The sequence below is a fragment of the Anaplasma ovis str. Haibei genome (assembly GCF_002214625.1).
In the GTDB taxonomy this organism is placed as follows: domain Bacteria; phylum Pseudomonadota; class Alphaproteobacteria; order Rickettsiales; family Anaplasmataceae; genus Anaplasma; species Anaplasma ovis.
In genome coordinates this window covers 1,145,332-1,166,453 of sequence record NZ_CP015994.1, presented here as the reverse complement: position 1 = coordinate 1,166,453, position 21,122 = coordinate 1,145,332, and the positions used below count along the sequence as shown (strand labels likewise).

Here is a 21,122-nt window from a genome sequence, read left to right as displayed (position 1 = left end):
CGCTGGTCCATGTTGGCGTATGTCGCAGGTAGCTGCAGTGACAACCGTCTGTCTCGGTGCATGGCACGGTGGATCTAGGTACGCTGAGTTGCCGGCACTTGTAGGGCACTTTGCGTCATTTGGCTTAACAAACAACACGCAAACCTCTTGACATTCTTCATCCTTTATGGTGAAACCCTAGAATGCTGCTGCTATCCTTAGCTGCCAGCGGATTCTGGAGTAATTGCGGTGGATGCGGAGTTCTTACACAAAAGGAGAGTAAAAAATTGCACTGTGTTCGCATTGTTGCTGGCTCTCGTGGTAGTGCTGTTTTTTGTGTCCATTGTAAGAGTGAAGTTCTAGTGTGGGTTGAGCAGGTAAGGGTGTGGGTATTGCGGGCACTGGGGTAAGGTCTTTTATTGACATTAGCTGCTGTAGCAGCGCAAATATACGGTCTATCTTAGATTTTGGGCTGGAAATCAAAACGGCGCCAGATAAGTTGGCTGATGCGCTTGTGGGTAAGAATATTGCCATGGTGTTCTGTCAGCCCTCAACGCGTACCAGGGTTTCCTTTGAGGTCGGCATAAACCAGATGGGTGGCAGGGCAGTAATACTCAGGGAAAGCGAAATGCAGCTACATAGGGGTGAACCGGTACGAGACACCGCAATGGTGCTGTCGCAGTATGTGGACCTTATAGTGTTGCGTATAGTAAGCCATGCTACCCTGTTGGAGATGGAGTTGCACAGCAGCGTGCCGGTGGTCAATGCGCTCACCAAAGAGAGCCACCCGTGCCAGGTACTGGCTGATATCTTAACCTACGAGGCAATAAAGGGGCATACAATCTCTGGACAAACCGTGGCCTGGGTGGGTAGTGACACTAACGTATTGAATTCCTGGGTACAGGCTGCAGCTGCTTTGAAGTTTAGGCTTGTGATATCCGTGCCGCCACAGTGTTTGGACAACATGGCTCAAAAAATTGCTGCAGCGCAGCGAGAGGGCGCAGACATCGCTTATGAGCCGGAACCAGCACGTGCAGTTCCGGATGCAGACATTGTAACTACGGACTCTTGGCATTCAATGGGCACAACGGAGCCCACTAATCTAGACGCGCTGCGTGACTATCAGGTCAATGAATCTCTTATGGCGCTTGCGAAGCCTGGTCATATGTTTTTGCACTGCATGCCAGCATATATTGGACAAGAGGTCAGCGAAGCTGTGCTGTATGGCCCTTCTTCGTACATAGCCGAAGAGGCCGGAAACAAGCTGCACATACAAAAGGCCATCCTGGCCTGGTGTTTTGGGCTGTTATAGTAAGACCTGTAACATGTCCTCCAATCTGAAGTCGTGCATTCAAAGTATTAAGTTGTGCAACTTCCGGAATTACACAAGAGCTGAGCTGGAAAGCCACGGGCACCCGGTTGTGCTGTTGGGAGAAAATGGATCAGGCAAAACTAACATTTTAGAGTCAATATCCTTATTGTCGAAAGGTCCCGGACTGCGTAATGTTAGCGCAGATTGCATGCAAAACCGTGAATCTAGCACTCCTTGGAGTGTGCATCACGCAGTGTTGAGCGGTAACGCACAATTTTCGGTTAGTATCACAAAGCACGAGGGTAAACGCCGCTTGTTTATAGACAAAAAAGCCGGTCTCTATAGTACCCTACACAACATGTTATGCATAGTGTGGCTCATGCCGCAGTTAGATCACGTTTTGCTAAAAGCGCCATCAGAGCGCCTAAGGTTTTTTGACAGGGTAGTACACATATTCGACAAAGACTATTCCTCGCATATAGTCAGGTACGAAAAGGCAAAGCGTGATAGAAGAAAGGTTCTGCGTGAGGCTCCACAGGACGTAAATTGGCTCACCAGTTTAGAAAATGTCATGGCCGCAAGTGGGGTTTGTATAGCTCAGACGCGGCTCAATGCGCTCGAGATTTTACAAAAAACCATAGATGTTAACGACATTGATTCTCCATTTTTGAAGTTCAACATACACCTAGATAGCGCGGTTTTCGAGTTGTTAGAAAGCCAGGAACATGCGGTGGAAAGGTACATGCAGCAGTTGGAGAACAGTAGAATGAGGGACATGCACGGGCAGCTCACCTCGTTTGGCGTCCACAATGATCATTTTCAGATATCAAACGTAGACAAAAACCTCGCAGCAAGCGATTGCTCAACCGGAGAACAAAAAATCCTGCTGCTATCGCTATTGTTGACAGCAGCGGTTGCAAAGTACAGAGTGCACAACCAGGCCCCTATAATGTTGCTCGATGACATAATGTCGCATCTGGACCATGTACATAAGCAGGAGCTTGTGCAGACCATAAAAGATGTAGGATGCCAAACATGGATTACGGACGTTGACGATAGGAATTTTGAAGGGCTAGAACAGAACTTCGTGTGTTTCCGCATCACTGATAACAGCATCAGTCCGGCTTAGTCTAACAAGGTCTGCACTACGTCTTCCCAGTAGTAAGAATAGAGAGTTTCCTTCCCTCCAGTGTCTATCACTAACTTCAGCAACAGAAAACTCCTCTCCCATAACTCCAAGCTCTATCCTAACGTTGCCTATAGCATAGCCTATAGCCCCAGTGATACCATATGGGCTTATACGTTCAAACTTTATCGGTTCATCACCAGGAGCACCTCCGTTTCTACCCCACCAGTCAAAACTAGACCAAGATAGTATCTCATCACCTGATACATCTTTCTTATAGGGAAGAACATACCAAGTCTCTCCAGGGATACCAACGTACAAGTTTCTAACACCTCCCCAAGCTGGTGTATACCCTAGACTTACATAAGAACCAGAAGCCTCAACAGCAGAAGAACCAGTGCCGTAAAGCAAAACAGCAGGCAGTAACACCACCAGAGCGACACCTACGAGAGACCTGAGCACAACCCCTCCCTCCAACTGGAGGGAACACAACCTAGCAGAGTGCTACGTGAGCATAAACCTCAACCCCACCTCCAGGGCCAGATAATGCAGCCCAAAAGACACACGCGCCTTGATATTTTCTTGCTCAGTATATTCACGATACCCCGACGAAGGAGACAGCGTTGATACGCGACACCGCTCGTTGTACTCTATGACCCTGCGGTAAGCACCGTCAACAAAGATTCTAGCCCGGGGAGAAAGCTCGTAATTTACACCCAGCTTTGCCCCATACGTAAACTTAGGAGCGCCCTTCTTGGCTACCTTTAAAAAGCTCATTCCTACGCCGACACAGCCGTATGGAGACAGACCCCCCATGTTCACAGTAGAAACATCATAGCAGTAGTTTGCGCCAAAAGTGTCGGCCACAACCGCAGGTATCTCGATTTTATACCCACCAACCCTGCCGAGGGCTTCAAGAATAATCTTATTCTTCCCCATAACACCAGCCTTAACTGCCGCAGCAAGCAGCATCATTGCTCTGTGTTGCCTCTCCCGCGTGTTGACAATACTCCGGCCCCCGTACCTGTAGCCAGCCGCAGCAGCCACCAACCTGGTAGCCGTGTGCGCATCTACGAAGCTTGCCCCAGTGTGTACCAGGCTTCCCCGTCCCGTTTGCGTCCCAAGCTCCGCGGACAGCTCATCTTTCAGACTATTAATATCGTCCCACTGAACAGAAGACAACTTCCGAAGGGCTATCGCGGCCGGATCATTGCTGTCAATCTGCCTTGTCACAAGCCGAACAACTGCATCATCGACAAGAAGGAAGATTGAGTCTCCCTTGGCCCATGTTCTACCACTAACCTTCATTATGGGGAAACGCTCGCGCACTGCTTCGAGCTCCAGCCTGCCCGCCGAGTGGCGCACCCCTGCACTTCCAACAACTCCGAATAGGTTACTGCGCTGGAATTTTATCGGGTACTTACTTCCCTTGGTACCCACACCACTCCAATCAAAGTCTGAGGGAAACGTGTCCCCGCCACCAATGGCATCCTTCCTATAAGGTAACGCGGAATCCGCTGCACCGGGAACCTCAGCATAGAAATCTGCCACACTCCCGAGTGATGGGGCAAGCCCGAATCCTAAGTAAAAGTCGGTATCACCAGCACCAAGCCCCGCTGCAACAGTGGACGAACCAAACGCGATAGCCCCGGCTACAACCGTGCCCCACAGAAAAGACCTAGCTAAAACCACCTTTACCCTCCGTACATCAGCAACACAACAACCTAACCAGCCCAGCACGGCGCACAATCCCTACAACTAGAGGGGAAGCGCACAAGCCCAGCAGATGCTACGCGAATGTAAACCTCAACCCCGCCTCCAGGGCCAGATAATGCAGCTTAAAAGATACGCGCGCCCTGATATTTTCCTTCTCAGTATACTCGCTATACCCTGACGAAGGAGACAGCGTTGACACCCGGCATCGCTCGCTGTACTCCGCAACCCTTCGGTACGCACCGTCAACAAAGACCCTAGTTTGGGGAGAAAGCTCGTAACTCACACCCAGCTTCGCACCATACGTAAACTTGGGAACACTGTTCTTAGCCACCTTCAAAAAGCTCATCCCCACGCTAACACAGCCGTAAGGGGACAAACCCCCCATCCTCATGGTGGAAACATCATAGCAGTAGTTCGCACCAAAAGTGTTGGCCACAACTGCAGGTATCTCGATTTTATATCCACCAATGCTACCAAGGGCAGCCCCAATCATATGTGCCCTACTAGCAATTTCACGCTCCTCCGCGCCTACCCTCGCCGCAGCGGCAAGTAGCATCGTTGCCATGCGCCTTCTTTCTGGTGTGTCATGGTCCTTTATCCAAAGCTTGCGCCCCCCCAACGCCTTCACAACAATCTGAGCCGCCGCCACAGCGTCTTCCCAGGTTGCCCCTGTGTGCGCCAGGGCGCCCATCCCCGTACGCGTCTGGATAGCACTGGTCAACGCATTCTGCAGTGACTGAAAATCGCTGGATGTGAGGGATAGGTCGCGTAGCGACGCTACGGCCTGATTATCACCATCGCTGCGATCTCTCTGCCCCATAGCAAACCGCACAACTGCATCATCTATAAGAAGGAAGATTGAGTCCCCTTTGGCCCACGTCCTACCGCTGACCTTCATTATGGGGAAGCGCTCACGCGCCGCTTCGATCTCAAGCCTACCCGCCGAGTGGCGCACCCCTACACTTCCAACAACTCCAAATAGGCTACTGTGCTGGAATTTTATTGGGTACTTACTCCCCTTGCTACCTGCCCCTTCCCAATCAAAGTCAAAGGGGGACGTGTCCCCGCCGCCAGCAGCATCCTTCCTATAAGGTAATGCAGAATCTGCTGCACCGGGAACCTCAGCATAGAAATCTGCCACATTCCCGAATGCCGGGGCGAGCCCGAATCCTAAGTAAAAGTCGGTATCGTTACCACCAAGCTCTGCTGCAACAGTGGACGAACCAAACGCGATAGCCCCAGCTACAACCGCGCTCCACAGAAAAGACCTAGCAACCACCTCACCCTCCGTACATCAGCGACACAACAACCTAACCAGCCCTAGCACGACGCACAACCCCTCCCTCCAACTGGAGGAGGAAGTACACAACCCCAGCGGAGCGCTACGTGAGCATGAACCTCAGCCCCACCTCTCCAGCAAGATTCAGCATCCCAAAGGAGATACGAGCCTCGTTCCTTGCGTAGTCTGCACGACCTCCCGCTGCCACAGACCCGCTATCAATCCCCACGGGGATAACGGGCAAGCTAAAATCATAATTCGCAGTTCTATGCAGCACTCCACCAACAAACACCGACGCGGCGCGAGACAACCTGTAGCTCACACCAAGTTTCAACTCAGCCCCAAACTCTGCAACGTCCTTCCCGGCTCCACGTACAAAGCTCACCCCCATTCCGGCACAACCGTACGCATCCAGGTTCCGAGCAGCTGCAGCTACAAATAGATTCGACAGCGCAAGATCGCGACACCCAACAACCGTAACAGCAGTCAACCCAACTGCAGAAACCGCCACGACCCCGCTTTCCTCGTGCCCACCAACCAGGGTGAGCCGTGCTTTATCTTTATCACTAGGCAGGAGATACGGCCAAACCTTAGGCAATGCCTTCTCCAGAGCAGCCCGTACCAGACTAACGACCCCTGACCCACTCGCCCAGGATACACTACTTATTGTCGCCGATCCAGCCAGGTTCAGTGACGTCCCAGCACTTGCCGCCTCAGCCTCATGTCCAGACTCAGACAGCCCGCTCAGGCCGCGGCGGAGCACGGACAGAAGCGCTTTGAGTTCATCATTGCTGGTATTAGCACCAACGTGGGGGCGCAACCACCTCACAAGATCCGCACTACGTCTTCCCAGTAATAAGAATAGAGAGTTTCCTTCCCTCCAGTGTCTATCACTAACTTCAGCAACAGAAAACTCCTCTCCCATAACTCCAAGCTCTATCCTAACGTTGCCTATAGCATAGCCTATAGCCCCAGTGATACCATATGGGCTTATACGTTCAAACTTTATCGGTTCATCGCCAGGAGCACCTCCGTTCCTACCCCACCAGTCAAAACTAGACCAAGATAGTATCTCATCACCTGATACATCTTTCTTATAGGGAAGAACATACCAAGTCTCTCCAGGGATACCAACGTACAAGTTTCTAACACCTCCCCAAGCTGGTGTATATCCAAGACTTACATAAGAACCAGAAGCCTCAACAGCAGAAGAACCAGTGCCGTAAAGCAAAACAGCAGGCAGTAACACCACCAGAGCGACACCTATGAGAGACCTGAGCACAACCCCTCCGAGCTTAAAGAAACCGTCGCATCGCAGCAACCCTAAGGACCCGCATGCGACCCTCACCTACACGAAAATCACGACAAATGCAACCAAAATATGCGTATAGTACCCACATCATCCAGTAAATGTATAGAGATTGAATAGCGCGTAGCACCACCTGCAACTCGTCGGCAAGCTCAATACCTCAGCGCCAGCTTTGTGTAGATGTCGGCAACTTAGCGGCCGCTACCGCAGTAAACGCGACCACTATGAAAACCACAACGACCACGCAGAACCACTGTGAGATACAACAAAACGCTTGGGATTCGGGACCATCCCAGTTCCGCACAACCAACAGAAACCACGGCACCAGCTCGCGCAAAATATCCGGGCACGGACCCCCGAAGCATCTCGCAGTACGACAAAAACATTTTAGGAAACACAAAGACGGCGGGGGTAGCACTCGGCCACCCCCGCTGGAAAACCCGGCGGACACTCAGCAGAACCCTATTCCAGGGAAAAGCCAAGGCGCCCGCCACACGACTACTTCTTCTCTCCCTTTTCGAGCGAGACTACGATGTCATAACAGCCTTCTTGAGCACGGAACACCAGGGTGCCATCCTGCTCTTGGCCAACAATAGGATGCCCAACATACACTGACTTAGAAACGTAAGCCCCATCAGTGTGAACACCGTTTGGGCGACTGCGTTCACCGCAGGAGAAATCTCTCAGAGTGACCTCCTCCTTGCCATCACCATCATAGTCGCCAACGTGCATACTGCCGTAGACCCAGATTTCCCTAACCACGGACTCACCGTTAGTAACCTTTGTGACGTTGGACGACAAATACACCTCACCCTCGTCGTATGCCTCAAAGTCGAGGCCCACCGGCACGGAATACTCCCCAAAGTTGCAACCGTAAGTATCACCCACGACACCTGTCACGGATACAGACGCCACAGCGTAATCGCCAAAATCCACCATAGCACACCCCTCGGAATCAAACAAAACAACCAGCACGGAGTTATAGCAAAAACCAAACGCTGTAAAGAAAAATCCGGGCGGTTTTTGGACAACATAAGGTGCACGTAGTAAGCTTTTCCCTACTATCCGTAGTTATTAACTTCCCGCGACTCCCAGGCTAGCGCGCCTAGAAACTGTGTCCTCATCCCTTTAGGTGTCACAAACTACCTGTTTTGTATGGGGTACTCCGCCGCAATTGCAGCGCTAAATCCGGCTCAGCAGCCCCTTCGTGAGCTCACTGCGCAACGCGGCAGTGAAGGGCTCTAAGATTGACTTGCATCAAGGGTGCCTATACCAACCGTTGTAGAACCATTAATCGCCCTGGCGAGTTGCAGGAAAATACGTTCACACACTTGTTGTGCTGACCCTATAGCACGTGTTATAGTGGCACCGTGTCGAATTAGAGTATTTGAGAGGGGTTGCGTATGTTGTTTGATATAGATATAGAAGTGGGTGGTGAGAAGCTCACTGTGCAGAATGTTGATGTTAAGGATGACGGTACCTTCAACACGTGTGCTTGCAACGGCAATAATCAGCAAAAGCGTGTAGACGGGGTGTGGACACCGACATATCTGATTCTCTCTGTTGGTGATAATACAGTTGGTGCGTGCGGTGATGCTGGTGCTTGTAAAACAGACCAGGAAATTGACAAGGGCCAAATGTACATCTTCGAACAGTGGGCTGATGACGTAATGCTGAATGATAGGCATGCCAACTTTAACACTGCAAGCGGGGTTATGAAGTTCGCCTTCACCGGAGATGGGAATGACACAGTAGAGTTTGTTGATGCACAGGGGACTACTACTGTGAAGTTCAAGGCTCATGAAGACAAGGCAGCTGAAACCGTGGCACAGCCAGGCGCAGCACCGACCGCTGCTGAGCCAACAACCACACCTGAGACAAAAGTAGAGGAAGTAGAGGCTCCAGTGGTGGAAGGTAGTACCAGTGGTACGCAGACCACAGGTGAAGCAGGCACTAATTCAAGCAGCCAACCCACTACGCAACAGGAGCAGTCTGCTGGTTCCAGTGGTGAGACGACTGGCTCCGTCAGCGCCGCGCCAGCAGGGGGACCAACGACAGCAGATGGTAAGCCCGTAAGTGAAAACAGTACAGGAGTGCTGGTTGGTGTGTATGAGGGAAATGAGTGGTAGTCTCCTTCGATTTCCCTGGTAGCTACTAATAGCGCAAGGGTGGTGTGCTGGCCAGGTCAGGCGGCGCGTGTAAAGCGCGCGGAGGGTGGCCAGCTATGTGGGGGCTGCAGTGCGGCAGATGCTTCTCCTAGCCTGATACGTTGCACTGCGGTCCGCCCTTTGTTAGGTAAAGTTTGGACGTTTTTTGTTGGCCGTCGTGGTAGGGCGCGCAGTAGTGCGCTCTGTAGTCCTCGGCTGCTTCTTTCTGGGTTTTGCTGATTCAGTCTTGTTCACTGCGCAACGCGGCAGTGAAGGGCTTACTAAGATTGACTTGCATCAAGGGTGCCTATACCAACCGTTGTAGAACCATTAATCGCCCTGGCGAGTTGCAGGAAAATACGTTCACACACTTGTTGTGCTGACCCTATAGCACGTGTTATAGTGGCACCGTGTCGAATTAGAGTATTTGAGAGGGGTTGCGTATGTTGTTTGATATAGATATAGAAGTGGGTGGTGAGAAGCTCACTGTGCAGAATGTTGATGTTAAGGATGACGGTACCTTCAGCACGTGTGCTTGCAACGGCGAGCAGCAAAAGCGTGTAGATGGGGTGTGGACACCTACGTACCTAATCCTCTCTGTTGGTGATAATACAGTTGGTGCGTGCGGTGATGCTGGTGCTTGTAAAACAGACCAGGAAATTGACAAGGGCCAAATGTACATCTTCGAGCAGTGGGCTGATGACGTAATGCTGAATGATAGGCATGCCAACTTTAACACCGCAAGCGGGGTTATGAAGTTCGCCTTCACCGGAGATGGGAATGACACAGTAGAGTTTGTTGATGCACAGGGGACTACTACTGTGAAGTTCAAGGCTCATGAAGACAAGGCAGCTGAAACCGTGGCACAGCCAGGCGCAGCACCGACCGCTGCTGAGCCAACAACCACACCTGAGACAAAAGTAGAGGAAGTAGAGGCTCCAGTGGTGGAAGGTAGTACCAGTGGTACGCAGACCACAGGTGAAGCAGGCACTAATTCAAGCAGCCAACCCACTACGCAACAGGAGCAGTCTGCTGGTTCCAGTGGTGAGACGACTGGCTCCGTCAGCGCCGCGCCAGCAGGGGGACCAACGACAGCAGATGGTAAGCCCGTAAGTGAAAACAGTACAGGAGTGCTGGTTGGTGTGTATGAGGGAAATGAGTGGTAGTCTCCTTCGATTTCCCTGGTAGCTACTAATAGCGCAAGGGTGGTGTGCTGGCCAGGTCAGGCGGCGCGTGTAAAGCGCGCGGAGGGTGGCCAGCTATGTGGGGGCTGCAGTGCGGCAGATGCTTCTCCTAGCCTGATACGTTGCACTGCGGTCCGCCCTTTGTTAGGTAAAGTTTGGACGTTTTTTGTTGGCCGTCGTGGTAGGGCGCGCAGTAGTGCGCTCTGTAGTCCTCGGCTGCTTCTTTCTGGGTTTTGCTGATTCAGTCTTGTTCACTGCGCTGCGGTAACGGTCGGTAGATCTGTTGTGTTGTGTGATACCTGTTTCTCGGCCCGTAGGGTCGTGGCCGTGTGTGTACTGGCGTGGTTGTTGTGCTATTTTCTTCGTTTGTTAAAAACCCCGTACATCGGGGGTGAGGCCTGGGTGGTGCACTTACAGACGCGCAGGCGGGGGCTAGTTTACATTCCCTCGTGGGACATCCCCATTTATTATGTCTCGCAACTGGGGGCCGAAGTCTCTGCTTAGTTTTGTAAAGCCTTTTGTCAGCACAGGAGGCACCCCACAGAACTCTCCTCGTTGCTCCAGTGCATCCTCCAGTTTTCCTAGCGTTGTGGGATCACACATCCTATTACTCAAGCAGTACAGTATATTTTCAACGGTCTTGGCCACATCTTTATACTTACTCAAAGGATGAGCACTAGGATAACTTGCAATGTTTTGTACAACTTTTAGCTCATTACTGGTAGAGTCCAAAAACGCCAGACCAATCATCTGCTTCCGCACAAATTCCTCATCCGGCCGCGGCACGGCACCTACCTGCGCCAATGCGTTGCTCAAGGATGCCAGGGCATTACAAATATTTTCCCCAGTAGTAACCTCTATAGACCTACTTTTTACGTTGGGAGCTGCATAACTGATGGAATTCTTGCCCCGCAAGATTTCCACAAGCTCCTTGCTCGGTCCTGAAGAGAAGTCTAGATACTGTTCGGATGCGGGAGAAAGAAACACCGTGTCTTTTGATATGTGCACGGTATAGGATGGGCGATTAGCATCTGACTCCAGAACGACCACACCTTCTGTCCGCAAATTGCATGCTTGCGCCATCATGTCTGACAGCACTCCGGCTTTGAAGCTGAAACCGTGGTTCAGCATGTGATTGATCATAGAATTTGCGCTGTGGTAGGTAAACTCTTGCTCGGGAACGAGTTTCACACGGTTCTCCGCATGGTAGGTTATAGATACATCATGGGAAAATATGGCCCTGGAAGCAGTGCTGGCATCCAGCGTAGTAAAAACCTTTTTGAAATTCTCCACATGCAGTGTGTCTGCAAATGACAAAACTGCCTCTTTCCCTGAGATAATAGCGTATGTTATCACGTCCATACTTGTGTAGGTTGCGCTGGAGCATTTTGGGCAATTTTTATTAAGAAAAAAATAATTTCAGTGGTCGACTCCACCACGAAGACGTCAAAGCCCCCGGCTTGTCTAGGCTTTACACACGTGTCAAAGTTGAGTTCAATTTGTGATGTTATTCGACAGCCAGCTTTTGCCTGAACATGACAAGAAGTGAAAAGAAATATACCAAGACCCCCAGCAGTACGACAACAATTAGGGACGATATTTTAACAATTGCTCCCTGGAAGAAAAACGGCGTCAGTAGCGTTTTTGCCATACAAATGACTATGACCATTATAGCTGAGGATAGGAATATGTAGGTCAGCTTGCGGCTCAGCTCCTCACTCATGCTGTATAAATTGTGCATCTTGAGATACACAAGCAGTAAGACTGCATAGGTCCACGACCCTGCTGATGAGGCAATTGCTATCCCGACGTGTCCTAGGAATTGCATGAGCACGTAGCTAAGGATTGCGTTGACGACCACAGATATGAAGGAGAAGAACGCTGGGATTTTAAACTCCCCGCGCGCATAGAAAAACAGTAGCAATATTTTGATAGCGACAAAAGAAGGCAGTGAGGTTGCCAAAACAGCCACAACTGGAACAGTATTACCGATCGCCAAATAGTCAAACCGGCCATAATTCAGCAGTGCGAGCAGCAATGCATCTGGTATAGCGATTAGGGCAGCAGCCGCGGGCACCATGAGCGTCATGCCTAGGTCTAGCGCGTTGTTTTGCATTTCTATCATGCGTTGTGTGCTGCCCTCTACAGCCAACTTTGAGATCGCTGGCAGCAATACAGTACTCATGGACACCCCTACCAGAGCCTGAGGCAGCTGATTCAGCCGATCCGCATAGTACATGTAAGATATAGCCCCGGGAATAAAACTTGCAAACAGCGTGTTCAGCCACAGGTTCACCTGGGTGATACAACCGCTGAGTGTCGACATCATGGCTCTTTTCAGAAACTCTTTCATGTCACCATCGCGCGGAGACAACGTGAACTTCATCCCAATGTCCTTACGTGCCGCAACAATCAGTGTGAGTGCCAGCTGAAAGACACCCGACAGAGATACAGCAACTGAGAAGTAATATACTGGCGATGCACCCCAATGTGGTATTAGCCCGCTAATTATCACGCAGCAGTTGAGCAGTACAGGGGAGATGGCAGTCACAAAGAAACAATTATGTGCCTGTAGCACCGCACAAACTACGGACGACAGGGACATACAAAAGAGGTATACCATCATGATTCTGGAAAGCTCTACAGCAAGATTAAACTTATAAGAGCCCACAGAGAACCCCGGGGTGAATACTCCCAAAATCTGCGGGGTAAACACGAGCATACCCAGGCAAAACACCGAAAGAAACACAAAAAGTGACGAAAATACCTGGCTGGCGAATCTCTGTGGTAAATCTTGCTTGATTAGCCTACGTGCATATATAGGGACAAAGCTCGCGCTTAGAGCACCCTCAGCAAAATATGATCTGAACAAATTGGGTAGGCGGAACGCCGCCAGAAATATGTCAGACAGCCCCTGCGCCCCCAGTGTGTAGGCTATCAGGGTGTCGCGCAACAGACCAAGAACCCTAGACACAAGCGTACCCGCGCTAAAGGCAAAAACTCTCCTCAGCATAACTTGACTTCACTATTTAGAACCGCCGATAATACGCTGCAGTAGCTTTGCAGAACCACGGGCTAGTAGGAAGTTATAGGTAATGTTTAGGAATGTCAATTTGTTTTGCCATGCGGGAAGCCGTAGAGTGGCTATTGCGTTTGGACCCCGTTTTCGTACATTTTGGGCCCCTGGAAATTAGGTGGTATGCGCTCTCTTACGTATTTGGAATACTGTTTGCACATTGGCGCTTAACAAAGGCATCCGGGCACCTGGCGCTTGATAAGAAATTCCTAGACTCTCTCATGTTCTGGGCTGTGGTAGGCATAATTCTTGGTGGTAGAGCCGCTTACGTCCTGCTATACAACCCAAGTTTTTACTGGGAATATCCGTCGGAAATTCTACAAACATGGCACGGAGGCATGTCCATGCACGGCGGATATGTAGGCTGCATGACAGCGATTAGTGTCGTGTGTAAAAAGCACAAGGTGAGTGTTGCGCCTGTCCTAGACTTGTGCGCATGTGCCGCACCCCTGGGGCTATTCCTGGGCAGAATGGCCAATCTCGTTAATGGGGAACTATACGGTAGAGTGACAACCGCATGTGTAGGAGTGGTGTTTCCAAGTAGTGGCAACCTTATGCCAAGACACCCCAGTCAAGTGTACGAAGCCATACTTGAGGGCCTGTTACCACTGCTATTTATGAACGTACTTGCGCGATACACTAAGGTCAGGCTGCACTTTGGTGTGTTGTCTTGCATATTCAGCATATGGTATGGCGCTGTAAGATGCGCAGTAGAATTTTTGCGTGAGCCCGACTCACAGGTTGGTTACATAGCATTTGGATGGTTGACCATGGGGCAAGCGCTATCGGCACCCATAGCCGTTATAGGCATTTTTGTACTGGTGCTGATAGTGCTGCGCGGCAGACCGTGATACGGTACTGCAGATACTTCGGCATTAGTTCTGCTATTTCCATAAATTAACGTAAACATCGGACAACAAGGCAGTCGCCCCGGATGTAAGTGGCCAGATGTTTGGTTTTCATTCACCACAAAAACGCCGAAATTCTAATATGCCATAGTAGGCCTATATCCACCTTTAGTAGATGTCGTGGACGGGTCTGAGTGGCCGATGGTTGGAAAATGACGTGATTATTACTAGTGTTAGTATGCAATATGTAGTATACGTATGCAGGGTCTATGTCTTTTGGGGTCATGAGATTGAAAAAACCCAGCATGCGCGCATGTGACGGCTTGGTCCTGTTAAGTGAGTACCCACAGGTACAGCAGAGTCTGTTTCTGTCCAGCTCTGTGAACGACCCATACCCAGATACTTATGTGAGTTGTGTACAGTGTAGCGCGTTTGGTGCGCTATGCTGCGATGATCAAGATAAAGAAAAGCAAGAGCTATCCTAATATTACGATATTTCACGCACATACACCCATTTACACGCTTGGCTGGTCGCTACTGGGCTAAATTTACACGCGTTCCACCAGTGCCGGGAATACCAAACTGCACAGTAGCGCAAGACGCCGCTACACCACGCTCGCTGACAGCGGGCTACAGCCTAGAATTTGTACGAACATCACAACACCGAGCTGGACGGCCAACGCCTTGGGCAGCCCATCCGCACATGGCACTGTGGCGAGGATAAACTTTTAGGTGCTAGTGTTCTGTAGGCTCAGATCGAAGGCCTTAAGCTTCGCGGCAAGAGATTTGACTTTGCGCGCAGCAGTGTTTCTATGCATCACACCCTTGTTGACACACTTGTGAATGTTAGACTCCGCGGTTCTAAAGGCAGCAACAGCATCTTCCAGACGACCTTTAGACTCCAAAACCGCCAAAAATTTCTTCACAGAGTTACGCGCCCTACTCCTCCTAACCCGGTTAGAAAACGTGCGCTCCTTAATAACCCTGACCATCTTTTTGGCACTCGAATGATTTGGCATTACTACGTAAACCTTTACCTCATTAATCAGAGGAATCTACAAGGAATCCGCAACAAATGCAAGGTGCGAAGTGCCGTGCAAACCTGGTACGCAGCAGGATAAACGCCGTAGGCCCCATCACTAGGGCTGTGATTGAAATGCAGCCAACAACCGGTTCATAAACTCTTCCGAGTCCAACCCCGGCGCTATAGCGGGCAGAATCTTAATTTTGGCTTTACCCTTCTTTTTACTAAGTGTGAATATGTCGCCCGGCCAATAACGGCCTGTATCCAACACTACTGGCACAACTGGTAAGGATACTTTCGAATACACAGCTGCCACTCCGCGGTGTAGGCGACTCTCAGTGTTGTCATGCCGCCTTGTTGTCCCCTCAGGAAATAATACCAGTGTACGCCCCTCTTTTATCCTCATTTCGCACTCTTGCACCATCTTTCTTAGAGCAGCAATTTTCTTGTCTCGGTCAACAAACACCATTTTCAATGCCATAAGCCCCATACCTATCATGGGTAGAGTCTTAAGCTCCTTCTTAAGCACAGTTACGACGTGTCGCAGTTCCGCATACAGAATAAGGGTTTCAAGAGGCGACTGATGTGCCGATGCCACTATAAACTGCCCCTTTGGTAGGCAATCTCTGCCTATAATCTCGTAGGAAATGCCGTCAAGAACTTTGCACATCCACAATATAGCCCTAGTCCACCACACACATGCAATGTTCTGGTAGGACGCAGGAATGAACCATACTACAGGCAATAGCAGAACACCGTAAAGTATTGTAAACAGCGTGGAAATAATGTAGAATGCCATGGCTTTTGCACGTAGCGGCTTTCCGCAAGTATTAGGGCAGTGCGCGTGGCAATGCAAGGATTTTCTACCCGTGGAGATCGAGCGATGGCCGTTCTGCCCTTGTTAACCCTACCAGATAGCAGGTTGTCTTTGTGCTCAGAAGAGGTGCACGCAGCTGACTTCGGACCACAACTTGAGACACTTGCTAACAACATGTTGGAAACCATGTACCACAACAGGGGCATAGGCTTGGCAGCAGTGCAGGTTGGTGTACACAAACGCATCTGCGTCATAGACCTGGAGCATGGATCAGATAGGTACGAAATACCTAAGGACGACGGAGTTGGCGAGTATCGCGCAACCTGCGGCTCTACCGTTATTGTGAATCCTGTTGTTATTGAGGAGTCTGAACAACTGGTAACTATGGAGGAGGGGTGCTTGTCTGTCCCTAATCATAGGGAGACTGTACGACGGCCAGAACACATTATAGTTCAGTATACTGACCTAAACAAACAGACGAAGTACATAAAAGCCTGTGGATTGTTAGCACGCTGCTTGCAGCACGAACTGGATCACCTAAATGGAGTCGTATTCCTGCAGCGCATATCCAAGCTTAAGCGTGATATGGTCATGGAGAAGATAAGAAAAGCATCTAGGCACTAGGGCCCAGCAATTTGTGGGACAAAGCGCGGCAATAAAGCATTCCTAGATGTTGATGCGGTCGTGGCATTGGGGTCGGGACTCTAACAGGTAGTTATAGCAGTTGACTTACAGGCAGTTACGTGTATGAAGAACCCTCAGGGCACGAGTGTGCCGGTTCGCGTTGTGCAGCATGGTGTGGGCCAGTTGGGGCGGCAGCAGGGAGTCGGCATGGTGCCGATGCATGGCAGTGATACGTGTGTGGGATCATTTGCAGGAGAGTAACATGACAGATAAAGAAAAAGATGCGGTGGCTGGCAGTGGAGAGCTGCTTGAGGTATTGAAATTCTACCACGAAAATGGGGTGGACTGCGTGCTGGAAGAGGATGGACCCGGGGCCCATGCGCCTCCTGCAGCAGCGTTGCAAGGGCAAGAGGAGTGCACACTCCAGGCGGATGGTCCCTCAGGGCAGGTGGTGGATGCGGGCGAAAGTCAGTTTTCAACCGATTGGGTTGCAACAGCTAAGGGGCTTGCCGACAAATGTGGCACCTTGGCAGAGTTGAGAGAGGCAGTTGAATCCTTCGAGGGATGCGAAATAAAAAAGGCCGCCATGAACACCGTGTTTTCAGATGGCAACCCCAACGCTAAGATTATGCTGATCGGAGAGGCACCGGGTAGCAACGAAGATCGCGAGGGCCGGCCGTTTTGTGGAGCTAGTGGCATGTTGCTCGATAAAATGCTTGCAGCCATTGGTTTAGACCGGAAAAGTACCTACATCAGCAACACAACGTTCTGGCGGCCTCCTGGAAATCGACGCCCTACTGATTTTGAGTTGGAGATATGCAAACCGTTTGTCGAGAAACATATCGCGCTCATCGCGCCAAGTATCTTGGTGCTGGTAGGTAGCACCGCATGTTGTTCCCTACTCAGTACACCCGAAAGCATCTCCAGATTGCGGGGGAGATTTCACGAGTATACTAATCCGTTTCTTACACATCCGATAAAGACTGCTGTAATTTTTCACCCGGCATATCTGCTGCGTCAGCCCATGCAGAAACGTCTCGCTTGGGAGGACCTGAAGATGATAAGGTCATATATTGAGCATGAAAAAATAACAGTGGACGTCTGATTTGGTGTCGCATAGGCATACCCGCACAGTTCAGACTTTGGCAATAAAGCTCGCTGCGCACTCGGGGTTGTGCTACACCTCGGGCACGTCGATCAGTGCACTGCGTCAATGTGGTACGTGGCAGGAAATATTACCCAATAATGGAAGTGCTAGTTATCGCCAATTCGCACTAGTTATATGCGGCAAAGTTCCACCTACCGGCACAGCAATGGTATAACAACTTTTACTTTTGTCCAACTTGCAGCTAACTAAAAAATTCAGCTTTATGCAACACATGGTATACACGTGTGCGTTATACAGACAACCGTTAGACTTTTTTACTTTACAAGGAAAACCGTTTTAATAAGACTGTGAGAGTTTATGGTGCTCTTGGGGTTACTATGGTGGATTTCGGTGAGGGAACATACAACGTTTCCATTTCTGGTACTTGTAGCAGTAGCGAATTGTGCACAGGCAATTGTGACTGCAATACAGAGTTCACTGCCGTCACTTTCGAGCGTACGTGTAACGGTGGTGCGTGTGATGGGGGCTGGTGGTTCTGGGCGGAAAATGTCCCTGAAGTCTCTACAGGTTGTAGGGGCACTCAGTCTAGTGCAATACACGGCTATGTAGAAGACGTCGGCGGAGTGCCAGTAGCTCGCTTTGTTTCTTACTACGACGCGCCCTGTCAAAACTTCACAGAAGGACAATACTCTGTGGTCACTAGGGGGCTGGAGTTTTCTGGCATAAAAGGTAAGGAGGATGATGGACGTATAGTCTTCCACAGCGACGCGCTCAATACTGACTTGATTATAGTCAAGGTCGAGGAGGCGGTAGTGGAAGAGCTGGATACAACAGCCGCTGAAATAGCTGCAGAAGGTGTCGTCGCCGGCAATGCAACTACGGAGCAGCAAACCGTGTAGCCGGAATTAGTGGAATGTAAGAAGCATCACAGAATTTTCTTGGTGCTTCTTGCATAGCTCTCTTGAGACGCGCTACCCCGCCGTTATGCCAGGGTAGCGCCGCGCAGATGGGCTTCTTGCATCTTTTTGTAGCCCTCTATAAGCATCGCTACTGATGCCTCATCAATTTCCAGGTACCTTGAGGGTTCGCAGCAGTGGGGTTCCTGGACGCCTGAGCTGTGCGTGTCGTAGTCGTGAGTTATAGGAAATCCTAGAAAGTCTGTATAGTCTATCATCATAACCTCCAAAACAGTACAGATGCGTTGCCGCGTTTTTCGGTAAAGCGTGTGGTCGTAGACTTACTTGCAGCTATAATCAAGTAGCCGGGGTTTTACTCTTCATGCTCAGCACCCCTCTCACGCAGGTGCGCAGAGGCGTCATTGCTTCTAGCAACATATTGAGAATGATTACGCATAGCACTAACAAGATCGCTACAGGGCCGTAGTGGGTGTGAGTTCCTGTATGATGGCGGTCTAGCAGTTCTAGCAAACCCTATGCTTGCAGTAGGATTCTTGAAATATCTCAAAAATGTCTTCATGCAGGTTAACCCTCCCAAATATCAGTCCTAAAACAATTTATTGCCCCTCGTGTGAGGTGCTAAAAAATGCTGTGTTCTTACAATGCGGCAGTGGGCACACGTCGCACATCCACAGATGCTACATGTGGACCTACATCCACCACAACTACCAGGGCCAAAGCCACTGGAGAAATTACTATCTGGGTCTCAGTATGTAATTTCACACGCGAAAGCCTGTTGACCATTCAAGAGTGGCATACAGCCACTCTGGTGTTATCAGTACACTGTAGGTTCTTGTATGATAAATTCATGCTGAGCCTTCATGGCGTCAGGAACTCGTAAGACTAACTCAAGCACATCGGGATCTTGAAACACCACTGTTCTGCGATCATCAAATACGATCCGTCCACTTATAGGAGCACGAGTCCCTATATTGTACCGCGCCAGCACGTCGTCAGCTTGGACCTCGCCTGCACGCTCCACTGGGTACCAATATTCTGAATACAAAACATTGTTGAGCGCTGCATCGTGGTAATTTACATACTCAAAGTCACCTGTCACCACAAAATTCCTGCGAATGTCAGGATGTGCTGGATGCTCAAACACCCCACCAGCTTGGAAGTGCATGGTACCATCTTCATTGTAAGTAAACGCAGCCGGACAAAAATAATCAATACGGTGTTCAACTGCTTCACCATTGTCAACGTACGTTTTTCGTGCATCGGAATGCACATATATGCTGCCACCTTGTGAATTTTCGGCGGAGCTGCCATCGAAATATATCATTTTAGACCTATAAAAACGAAATAAGCTGCACGCTGGTGGCTACCTAGGAAAAAATAGATCTAAGCCATCCAACAATCCTAGAGTATCCAGACTTTCCTGCATCATGCAGCTCTTCAGACACGTGGTCATTGTTGTCTTGGGAATCTCTGTCTTCAGTAGGCCCATCATCAACAACATTGCTTTTGGGTATTTCACTAACTTCACTCGGCGGGGCAGGTTGTTGCATGCCCTGATTCGCTGGAGCTCCACTAGTAGGCTCTGATTCAGGCGTCTGTGGCTGTTCCTCAGGTGCAATTGTATGCTCTTGTGGAACACTTGCGGGTTTAGATGCCTCAACAGGTAGTGGCAATACGTCAACTTCGGCACTGGTCCCGGGTTCATGCCCCGAACCTGACGGATGTTTTTCTACAGCATCTACAACACCCTGAGTTTCCATCTTGCTTTCCGTGGTAACAGGTACAACATCACCCTTGGGTGCAGATATGTGTTTCGGTGGATACAACACGACATCTAGTACCTGTGCATCTGGAACCGACACCTGAAAAACAACGGTGTTATCACCAAACGCCACTGACCCATGTGCCGGGCCCGTTAGTATGGAAAACCCATTCTTGGCAACAGCACAATCACCCAATTCGGCGAGTTGTCCTACAAACGATTTACCGTCACCATTTTGCACCTTGTAAGTGTAGTATTTTTCCCCGTATGACATATTGAGCAACTCTGCAGACACGTGGTCTGTGTATCTAAATGATCCGTAAGTTCTGTAATTTTTGAATGAGTCTGTTCCTTCGGGCATGACATGTACCAGCCCCGCAAATTCAGGATCAACTATATTCTCAAAGCTGATAGTGCCAGTTTCCCTGTCTTGGCGAAACTCTACAGGAGCTAGATAGTCTATGGTAAAAACGTCTTCCGCAATTTTCCCGTCAACAAATCTGTACCCCAAATATGGGTCGGAGTGCACGTATATGCCCCCATTGCTAAATGCCTCAGCAAGCTTGCTACCGTCGAAGTGTATCATTCCAAACCTCAAACCAAAGTTACATATCCCTATACACACCACGAGCCACGCGGTGTGGGGCACCAGCAAAGCAGGACGTGTGTAAACGGCCGAAAGTGTGGCTCAACATTAAGTGCCGCAGATGGGTCAAAGCCCACACAAGCCACTCTCACCTAATCGCCAGCAGCATACAACACCGGAGCCATGCATACACGATCATCCACTACAGACCTACCGCGGGTGTTCTCCGCTAGGCCTTGTGTGCTGCAAGGAAAACCGGACAATGATGTGCATCTTGCTCCGCAAACAACTAAAAGGTGAGCAAGACA

The 21,122-nt window shown here is 50.1% G+C and carries 21 protein-coding genes; 9 read left to right on the top strand and 12 right to left on the bottom strand.

Annotation, left to right across the window (positions count from 1 at the left end):
* Window positions 1–364: 364 nt before the first annotated feature.
* Both argF and recF read left to right on the top strand, forming a co-directional pair.
* Window positions 365–1,291, top strand: coding sequence for an ornithine carbamoyltransferase (gene argF / locus AOV_RS05025; RefSeq protein WP_075139259.1), 927 nt, complete (start codon window positions 365–367; stop codon window positions 1,289–1,291).
* Window positions 1,292–1,304: 13 nt separating this feature from the next.
* On the top strand, window positions 1,305–2,420 hold the full coding sequence (recF, locus tag AOV_RS05020; protein WP_075139260.1) for a DNA replication/repair protein RecF: 1,116 nt from the start codon (window positions 1,305–1,307) through the stop codon (window positions 2,418–2,420).
* Here the strand turns inward: recF and AOV_RS05015 are convergent.
* The 5 genes from AOV_RS05015 to AOV_RS04995 all read right to left on the bottom strand — a co-directional run bounded on the left by AOV_RS05015 (window position 2,364) and on the right by AOV_RS04995 (window position 7,684).
* Window positions 2,364–2,879, bottom strand: coding sequence for a P44/Msp2 family outer membrane protein (locus tag AOV_RS05015; RefSeq protein WP_117374524.1), 516 nt, complete (start codon window positions 2,877–2,879; stop codon window positions 2,364–2,366). The genes recF and AOV_RS05015 overlap by 57 nt on opposite strands.
* A 42-nt stretch (window positions 2,880–2,921) precedes the next feature.
* Window positions 2,922–4,109, bottom strand: coding sequence for a P44/Msp2 family outer membrane protein (locus AOV_RS05010; RefSeq protein WP_075139540.1), 1,188 nt, complete (start codon window positions 4,107–4,109; stop codon window positions 2,922–2,924).
* 97 nt (window positions 4,110–4,206) lie between these two features.
* On the bottom strand, window positions 4,207–5,412 hold the full coding sequence (locus AOV_RS05005) for a P44/Msp2 family outer membrane protein (protein WP_075139261.1): 1,206 nt from the start codon (window positions 5,410–5,412) through the stop codon (window positions 4,207–4,209).
* Between the two features lie 103 nt (window positions 5,413–5,515).
* Window positions 5,516–6,694: a P44/Msp2 family outer membrane protein gene (locus AOV_RS05000; protein WP_075139541.1), complete on the bottom strand. Its 1,179-nt coding sequence runs from the start codon at window positions 6,692–6,694 to the stop codon at window positions 5,516–5,518.
* Window positions 6,695–7,219: 525 nt separating this feature from the next.
* Window positions 7,220–7,684 (bottom strand): hypothetical protein, encoded by a 465-nt coding sequence (locus tag AOV_RS04995; RefSeq protein ID WP_233497154.1) that lies wholly within the window; start codon window positions 7,682–7,684, stop codon window positions 7,220–7,222.
* Between the two features lie 440 nt (window positions 7,685–8,124).
* Between AOV_RS04995 and AOV_RS05480 the strand changes: the two genes are divergently transcribed.
* Both AOV_RS05480 and AOV_RS05475 read left to right on the top strand, forming a co-directional pair.
* Complete coding sequence (locus AOV_RS05480) at window positions 8,125–8,850, top strand: hypothetical protein (RefSeq protein WP_075139262.1); 726 nt, start codon at window positions 8,125–8,127, stop codon at window positions 8,848–8,850.
* Window positions 8,851–9,311: 461 nt separating this feature from the next.
* Window positions 9,312–10,034 carry a hypothetical protein gene (locus AOV_RS05475; RefSeq protein WP_075139263.1) on the top strand — a complete coding sequence of 241 codons (723 nt, stop codon included), beginning with the start codon at window positions 9,312–9,314 and terminating at the stop codon, window positions 10,032–10,034.
* Window positions 10,035–10,484: 450 nt separating this feature from the next.
* On the opposite strand, the gene AOV_RS04980 is transcribed toward AOV_RS05475, so the two are convergent.
* Both AOV_RS04980 and murJ read right to left on the bottom strand, forming a co-directional pair.
* On the bottom strand, window positions 10,485–11,414 hold the full coding sequence (locus AOV_RS04980; protein ID WP_233497153.1) for a hypothetical protein: 930 nt from the start codon (window positions 11,412–11,414) through the stop codon (window positions 10,485–10,487).
* 145 nt (window positions 11,415–11,559) lie between these two features.
* A complete protein-coding gene (gene murJ, locus AOV_RS04975; protein WP_075139265.1) occupies window positions 11,560–13,065 on the bottom strand; it encodes a murein biosynthesis integral membrane protein MurJ in 1,506 nt (501 codons plus the stop codon).
* Between the two features lie 92 nt (window positions 13,066–13,157).
* Between murJ and lgt the strand changes: the two genes are divergently transcribed.
* Together lgt and AOV_RS04965 are read left to right on the top strand one after the other, a co-directional pair.
* Window positions 13,158–13,979 carry a prolipoprotein diacylglyceryl transferase gene (lgt, locus tag AOV_RS04970; protein WP_117374496.1) on the top strand — a complete coding sequence of 274 codons (822 nt, stop codon included), beginning with the start codon at window positions 13,158–13,160 and terminating at the stop codon, window positions 13,977–13,979.
* A gap of 266 nt (window positions 13,980–14,245) precedes the next feature.
* The gene (locus AOV_RS04965; RefSeq protein WP_075139266.1) at window positions 14,246–14,461 is read left to right on the top strand and encodes a hypothetical protein; all 216 of its coding nucleotides are present in this window, start codon (window positions 14,246–14,248) and stop codon (window positions 14,459–14,461) included.
* Window positions 14,462–14,704: 243 nt separating this feature from the next.
* Here AOV_RS04965 and rpsT read toward each other — a convergent pair whose 3' ends face one another.
* Both rpsT and AOV_RS04955 read right to left on the bottom strand, forming a co-directional pair.
* Window positions 14,705–14,995 carry a 30S ribosomal protein S20 gene (rpsT, locus tag AOV_RS04960; protein ID WP_075139267.1) on the bottom strand — a complete coding sequence of 97 codons (291 nt, stop codon included), beginning with the start codon at window positions 14,993–14,995 and terminating at the stop codon, window positions 14,705–14,707.
* A gap of 120 nt (window positions 14,996–15,115) precedes the next feature.
* Window positions 15,116–15,745, bottom strand: coding sequence for a lysophospholipid acyltransferase family protein (locus tag AOV_RS04955; protein ID WP_233497152.1), 630 nt, complete (start codon window positions 15,743–15,745; stop codon window positions 15,116–15,118).
* 138 nt (window positions 15,746–15,883) lie between these two features.
* Between AOV_RS04955 and def the strand changes: the two genes are divergently transcribed.
* The 3 genes from def (at window position 15,884) to AOV_RS04940 (ending at window position 18,448) form a co-directional block, all read left to right on the top strand.
* Complete coding sequence (gene def / locus AOV_RS04950) at window positions 15,884–16,441, top strand: peptide deformylase (protein WP_075139269.1); 558 nt, start codon at window positions 15,884–15,886, stop codon at window positions 16,439–16,441.
* A gap of 262 nt (window positions 16,442–16,703) precedes the next feature.
* Complete coding sequence (locus AOV_RS04945) at window positions 16,704–17,546, top strand: uracil-DNA glycosylase (protein WP_075139543.1); 843 nt, start codon at window positions 16,704–16,706, stop codon at window positions 17,544–17,546.
* A gap of 380 nt (window positions 17,547–17,926) precedes the next feature.
* Window positions 17,927–18,448, top strand: coding sequence for a hypothetical protein (locus AOV_RS04940; RefSeq protein ID WP_075139270.1), 522 nt, complete (start codon window positions 17,927–17,929; stop codon window positions 18,446–18,448).
* 83 nt (window positions 18,449–18,531) lie between these two features.
* Here the strand turns inward: AOV_RS04940 and AOV_RS04935 are convergent, their stop codons facing one another.
* From AOV_RS04935 to AOV_RS04920, 3 genes are all read right to left on the bottom strand, one after another.
* Window positions 18,532–18,726, bottom strand: a complete 195-nt coding sequence (locus AOV_RS04935) for a hypothetical protein (protein WP_233497151.1) — start codon at window positions 18,724–18,726, stop codon at window positions 18,532–18,534.
* A 554-nt stretch (window positions 18,727–19,280) separates the two neighbouring features.
* A complete protein-coding gene (locus AOV_RS04925; protein WP_075139272.1) occupies window positions 19,281–19,790 on the bottom strand; it encodes a hypothetical protein in 510 nt (169 codons plus the stop codon).
* Window positions 19,791–19,833: 43 nt separating this feature from the next.
* Window positions 19,834–20,814, bottom strand: a complete 981-nt coding sequence (locus AOV_RS04920; RefSeq protein ID WP_075139545.1) for a hypothetical protein — start codon at window positions 20,812–20,814, stop codon at window positions 19,834–19,836.
* Window positions 20,815–21,122: the final 308 nt, after the last annotated feature.

What these genes read in the sequence shown, in the direction of transcription:
- recF (WP_075139260.1), top strand. Translation starts at nt 1,305, where the DNA reads ATGTCCTCCAATCTGAAGTCGTGCATTCAAAGTATTAAGTTGTGCAAC.
- AOV_RS05480 (WP_075139262.1), top strand. Translation starts at nt 8,125, where the DNA reads ATGTTGTTTGATATAGATATAGAAGTGGGTGGTGAGAAGCTCACTGTG.
- AOV_RS05475 (WP_075139263.1), top strand. Translation starts at nt 9,312, where the DNA reads ATGTTGTTTGATATAGATATAGAAGTGGGTGGTGAGAAGCTCACTGTG.
- AOV_RS04980 (WP_233497153.1), bottom strand. Translation starts at nt 11,414, where the DNA reads ATGGACGTGATAACATACGCTATTATCTCAGGGAAAGAGGCAGTTTTG.
- murJ (WP_075139265.1), bottom strand. Translation starts at nt 13,065, where the DNA reads ATGCTGAGGAGAGTTTTTGCCTTTAGCGCGGGTACGCTTGTGTCTAGG.
- lgt (WP_117374496.1), top strand. Translation starts at nt 13,158, where the DNA reads ATGTCAATTTGTTTTGCCATGCGGGAAGCCGTAGAGTGGCTATTGCGT.
- AOV_RS04965 (WP_075139266.1), top strand. Translation starts at nt 14,246, where the DNA reads ATGTCTTTTGGGGTCATGAGATTGAAAAAACCCAGCATGCGCGCATGT.
- rpsT (WP_075139267.1), bottom strand. Translation starts at nt 14,995, where the DNA reads ATGCCAAATCATTCGAGTGCCAAAAAGATGGTCAGGGTTATTAAGGAG.
- def (WP_075139269.1), top strand. Translation starts at nt 15,884, where the DNA reads ATGGCCGTTCTGCCCTTGTTAACCCTACCAGATAGCAGGTTGTCTTTG.
- AOV_RS04945 (WP_075139543.1), top strand. Translation starts at nt 16,704, where the DNA reads ATGACAGATAAAGAAAAAGATGCGGTGGCTGGCAGTGGAGAGCTGCTT.
- AOV_RS04940 (WP_075139270.1), top strand. Translation starts at nt 17,927, where the DNA reads ATGGTGGATTTCGGTGAGGGAACATACAACGTTTCCATTTCTGGTACT.
- AOV_RS04935 (WP_233497151.1), bottom strand. Translation starts at nt 18,726, where the DNA reads ATGATGATAGACTATACAGACTTTCTAGGATTTCCTATAACTCACGAC.
- AOV_RS04925 (WP_075139272.1), bottom strand. Translation starts at nt 19,790, where the DNA reads ATGATATATTTCGATGGCAGCTCCGCCGAAAATTCACAAGGTGGCAGC.
- AOV_RS04920 (WP_075139545.1), bottom strand. Translation starts at nt 20,814, where the DNA reads ATGATACACTTCGACGGTAGCAAGCTTGCTGAGGCATTTAGCAATGGG.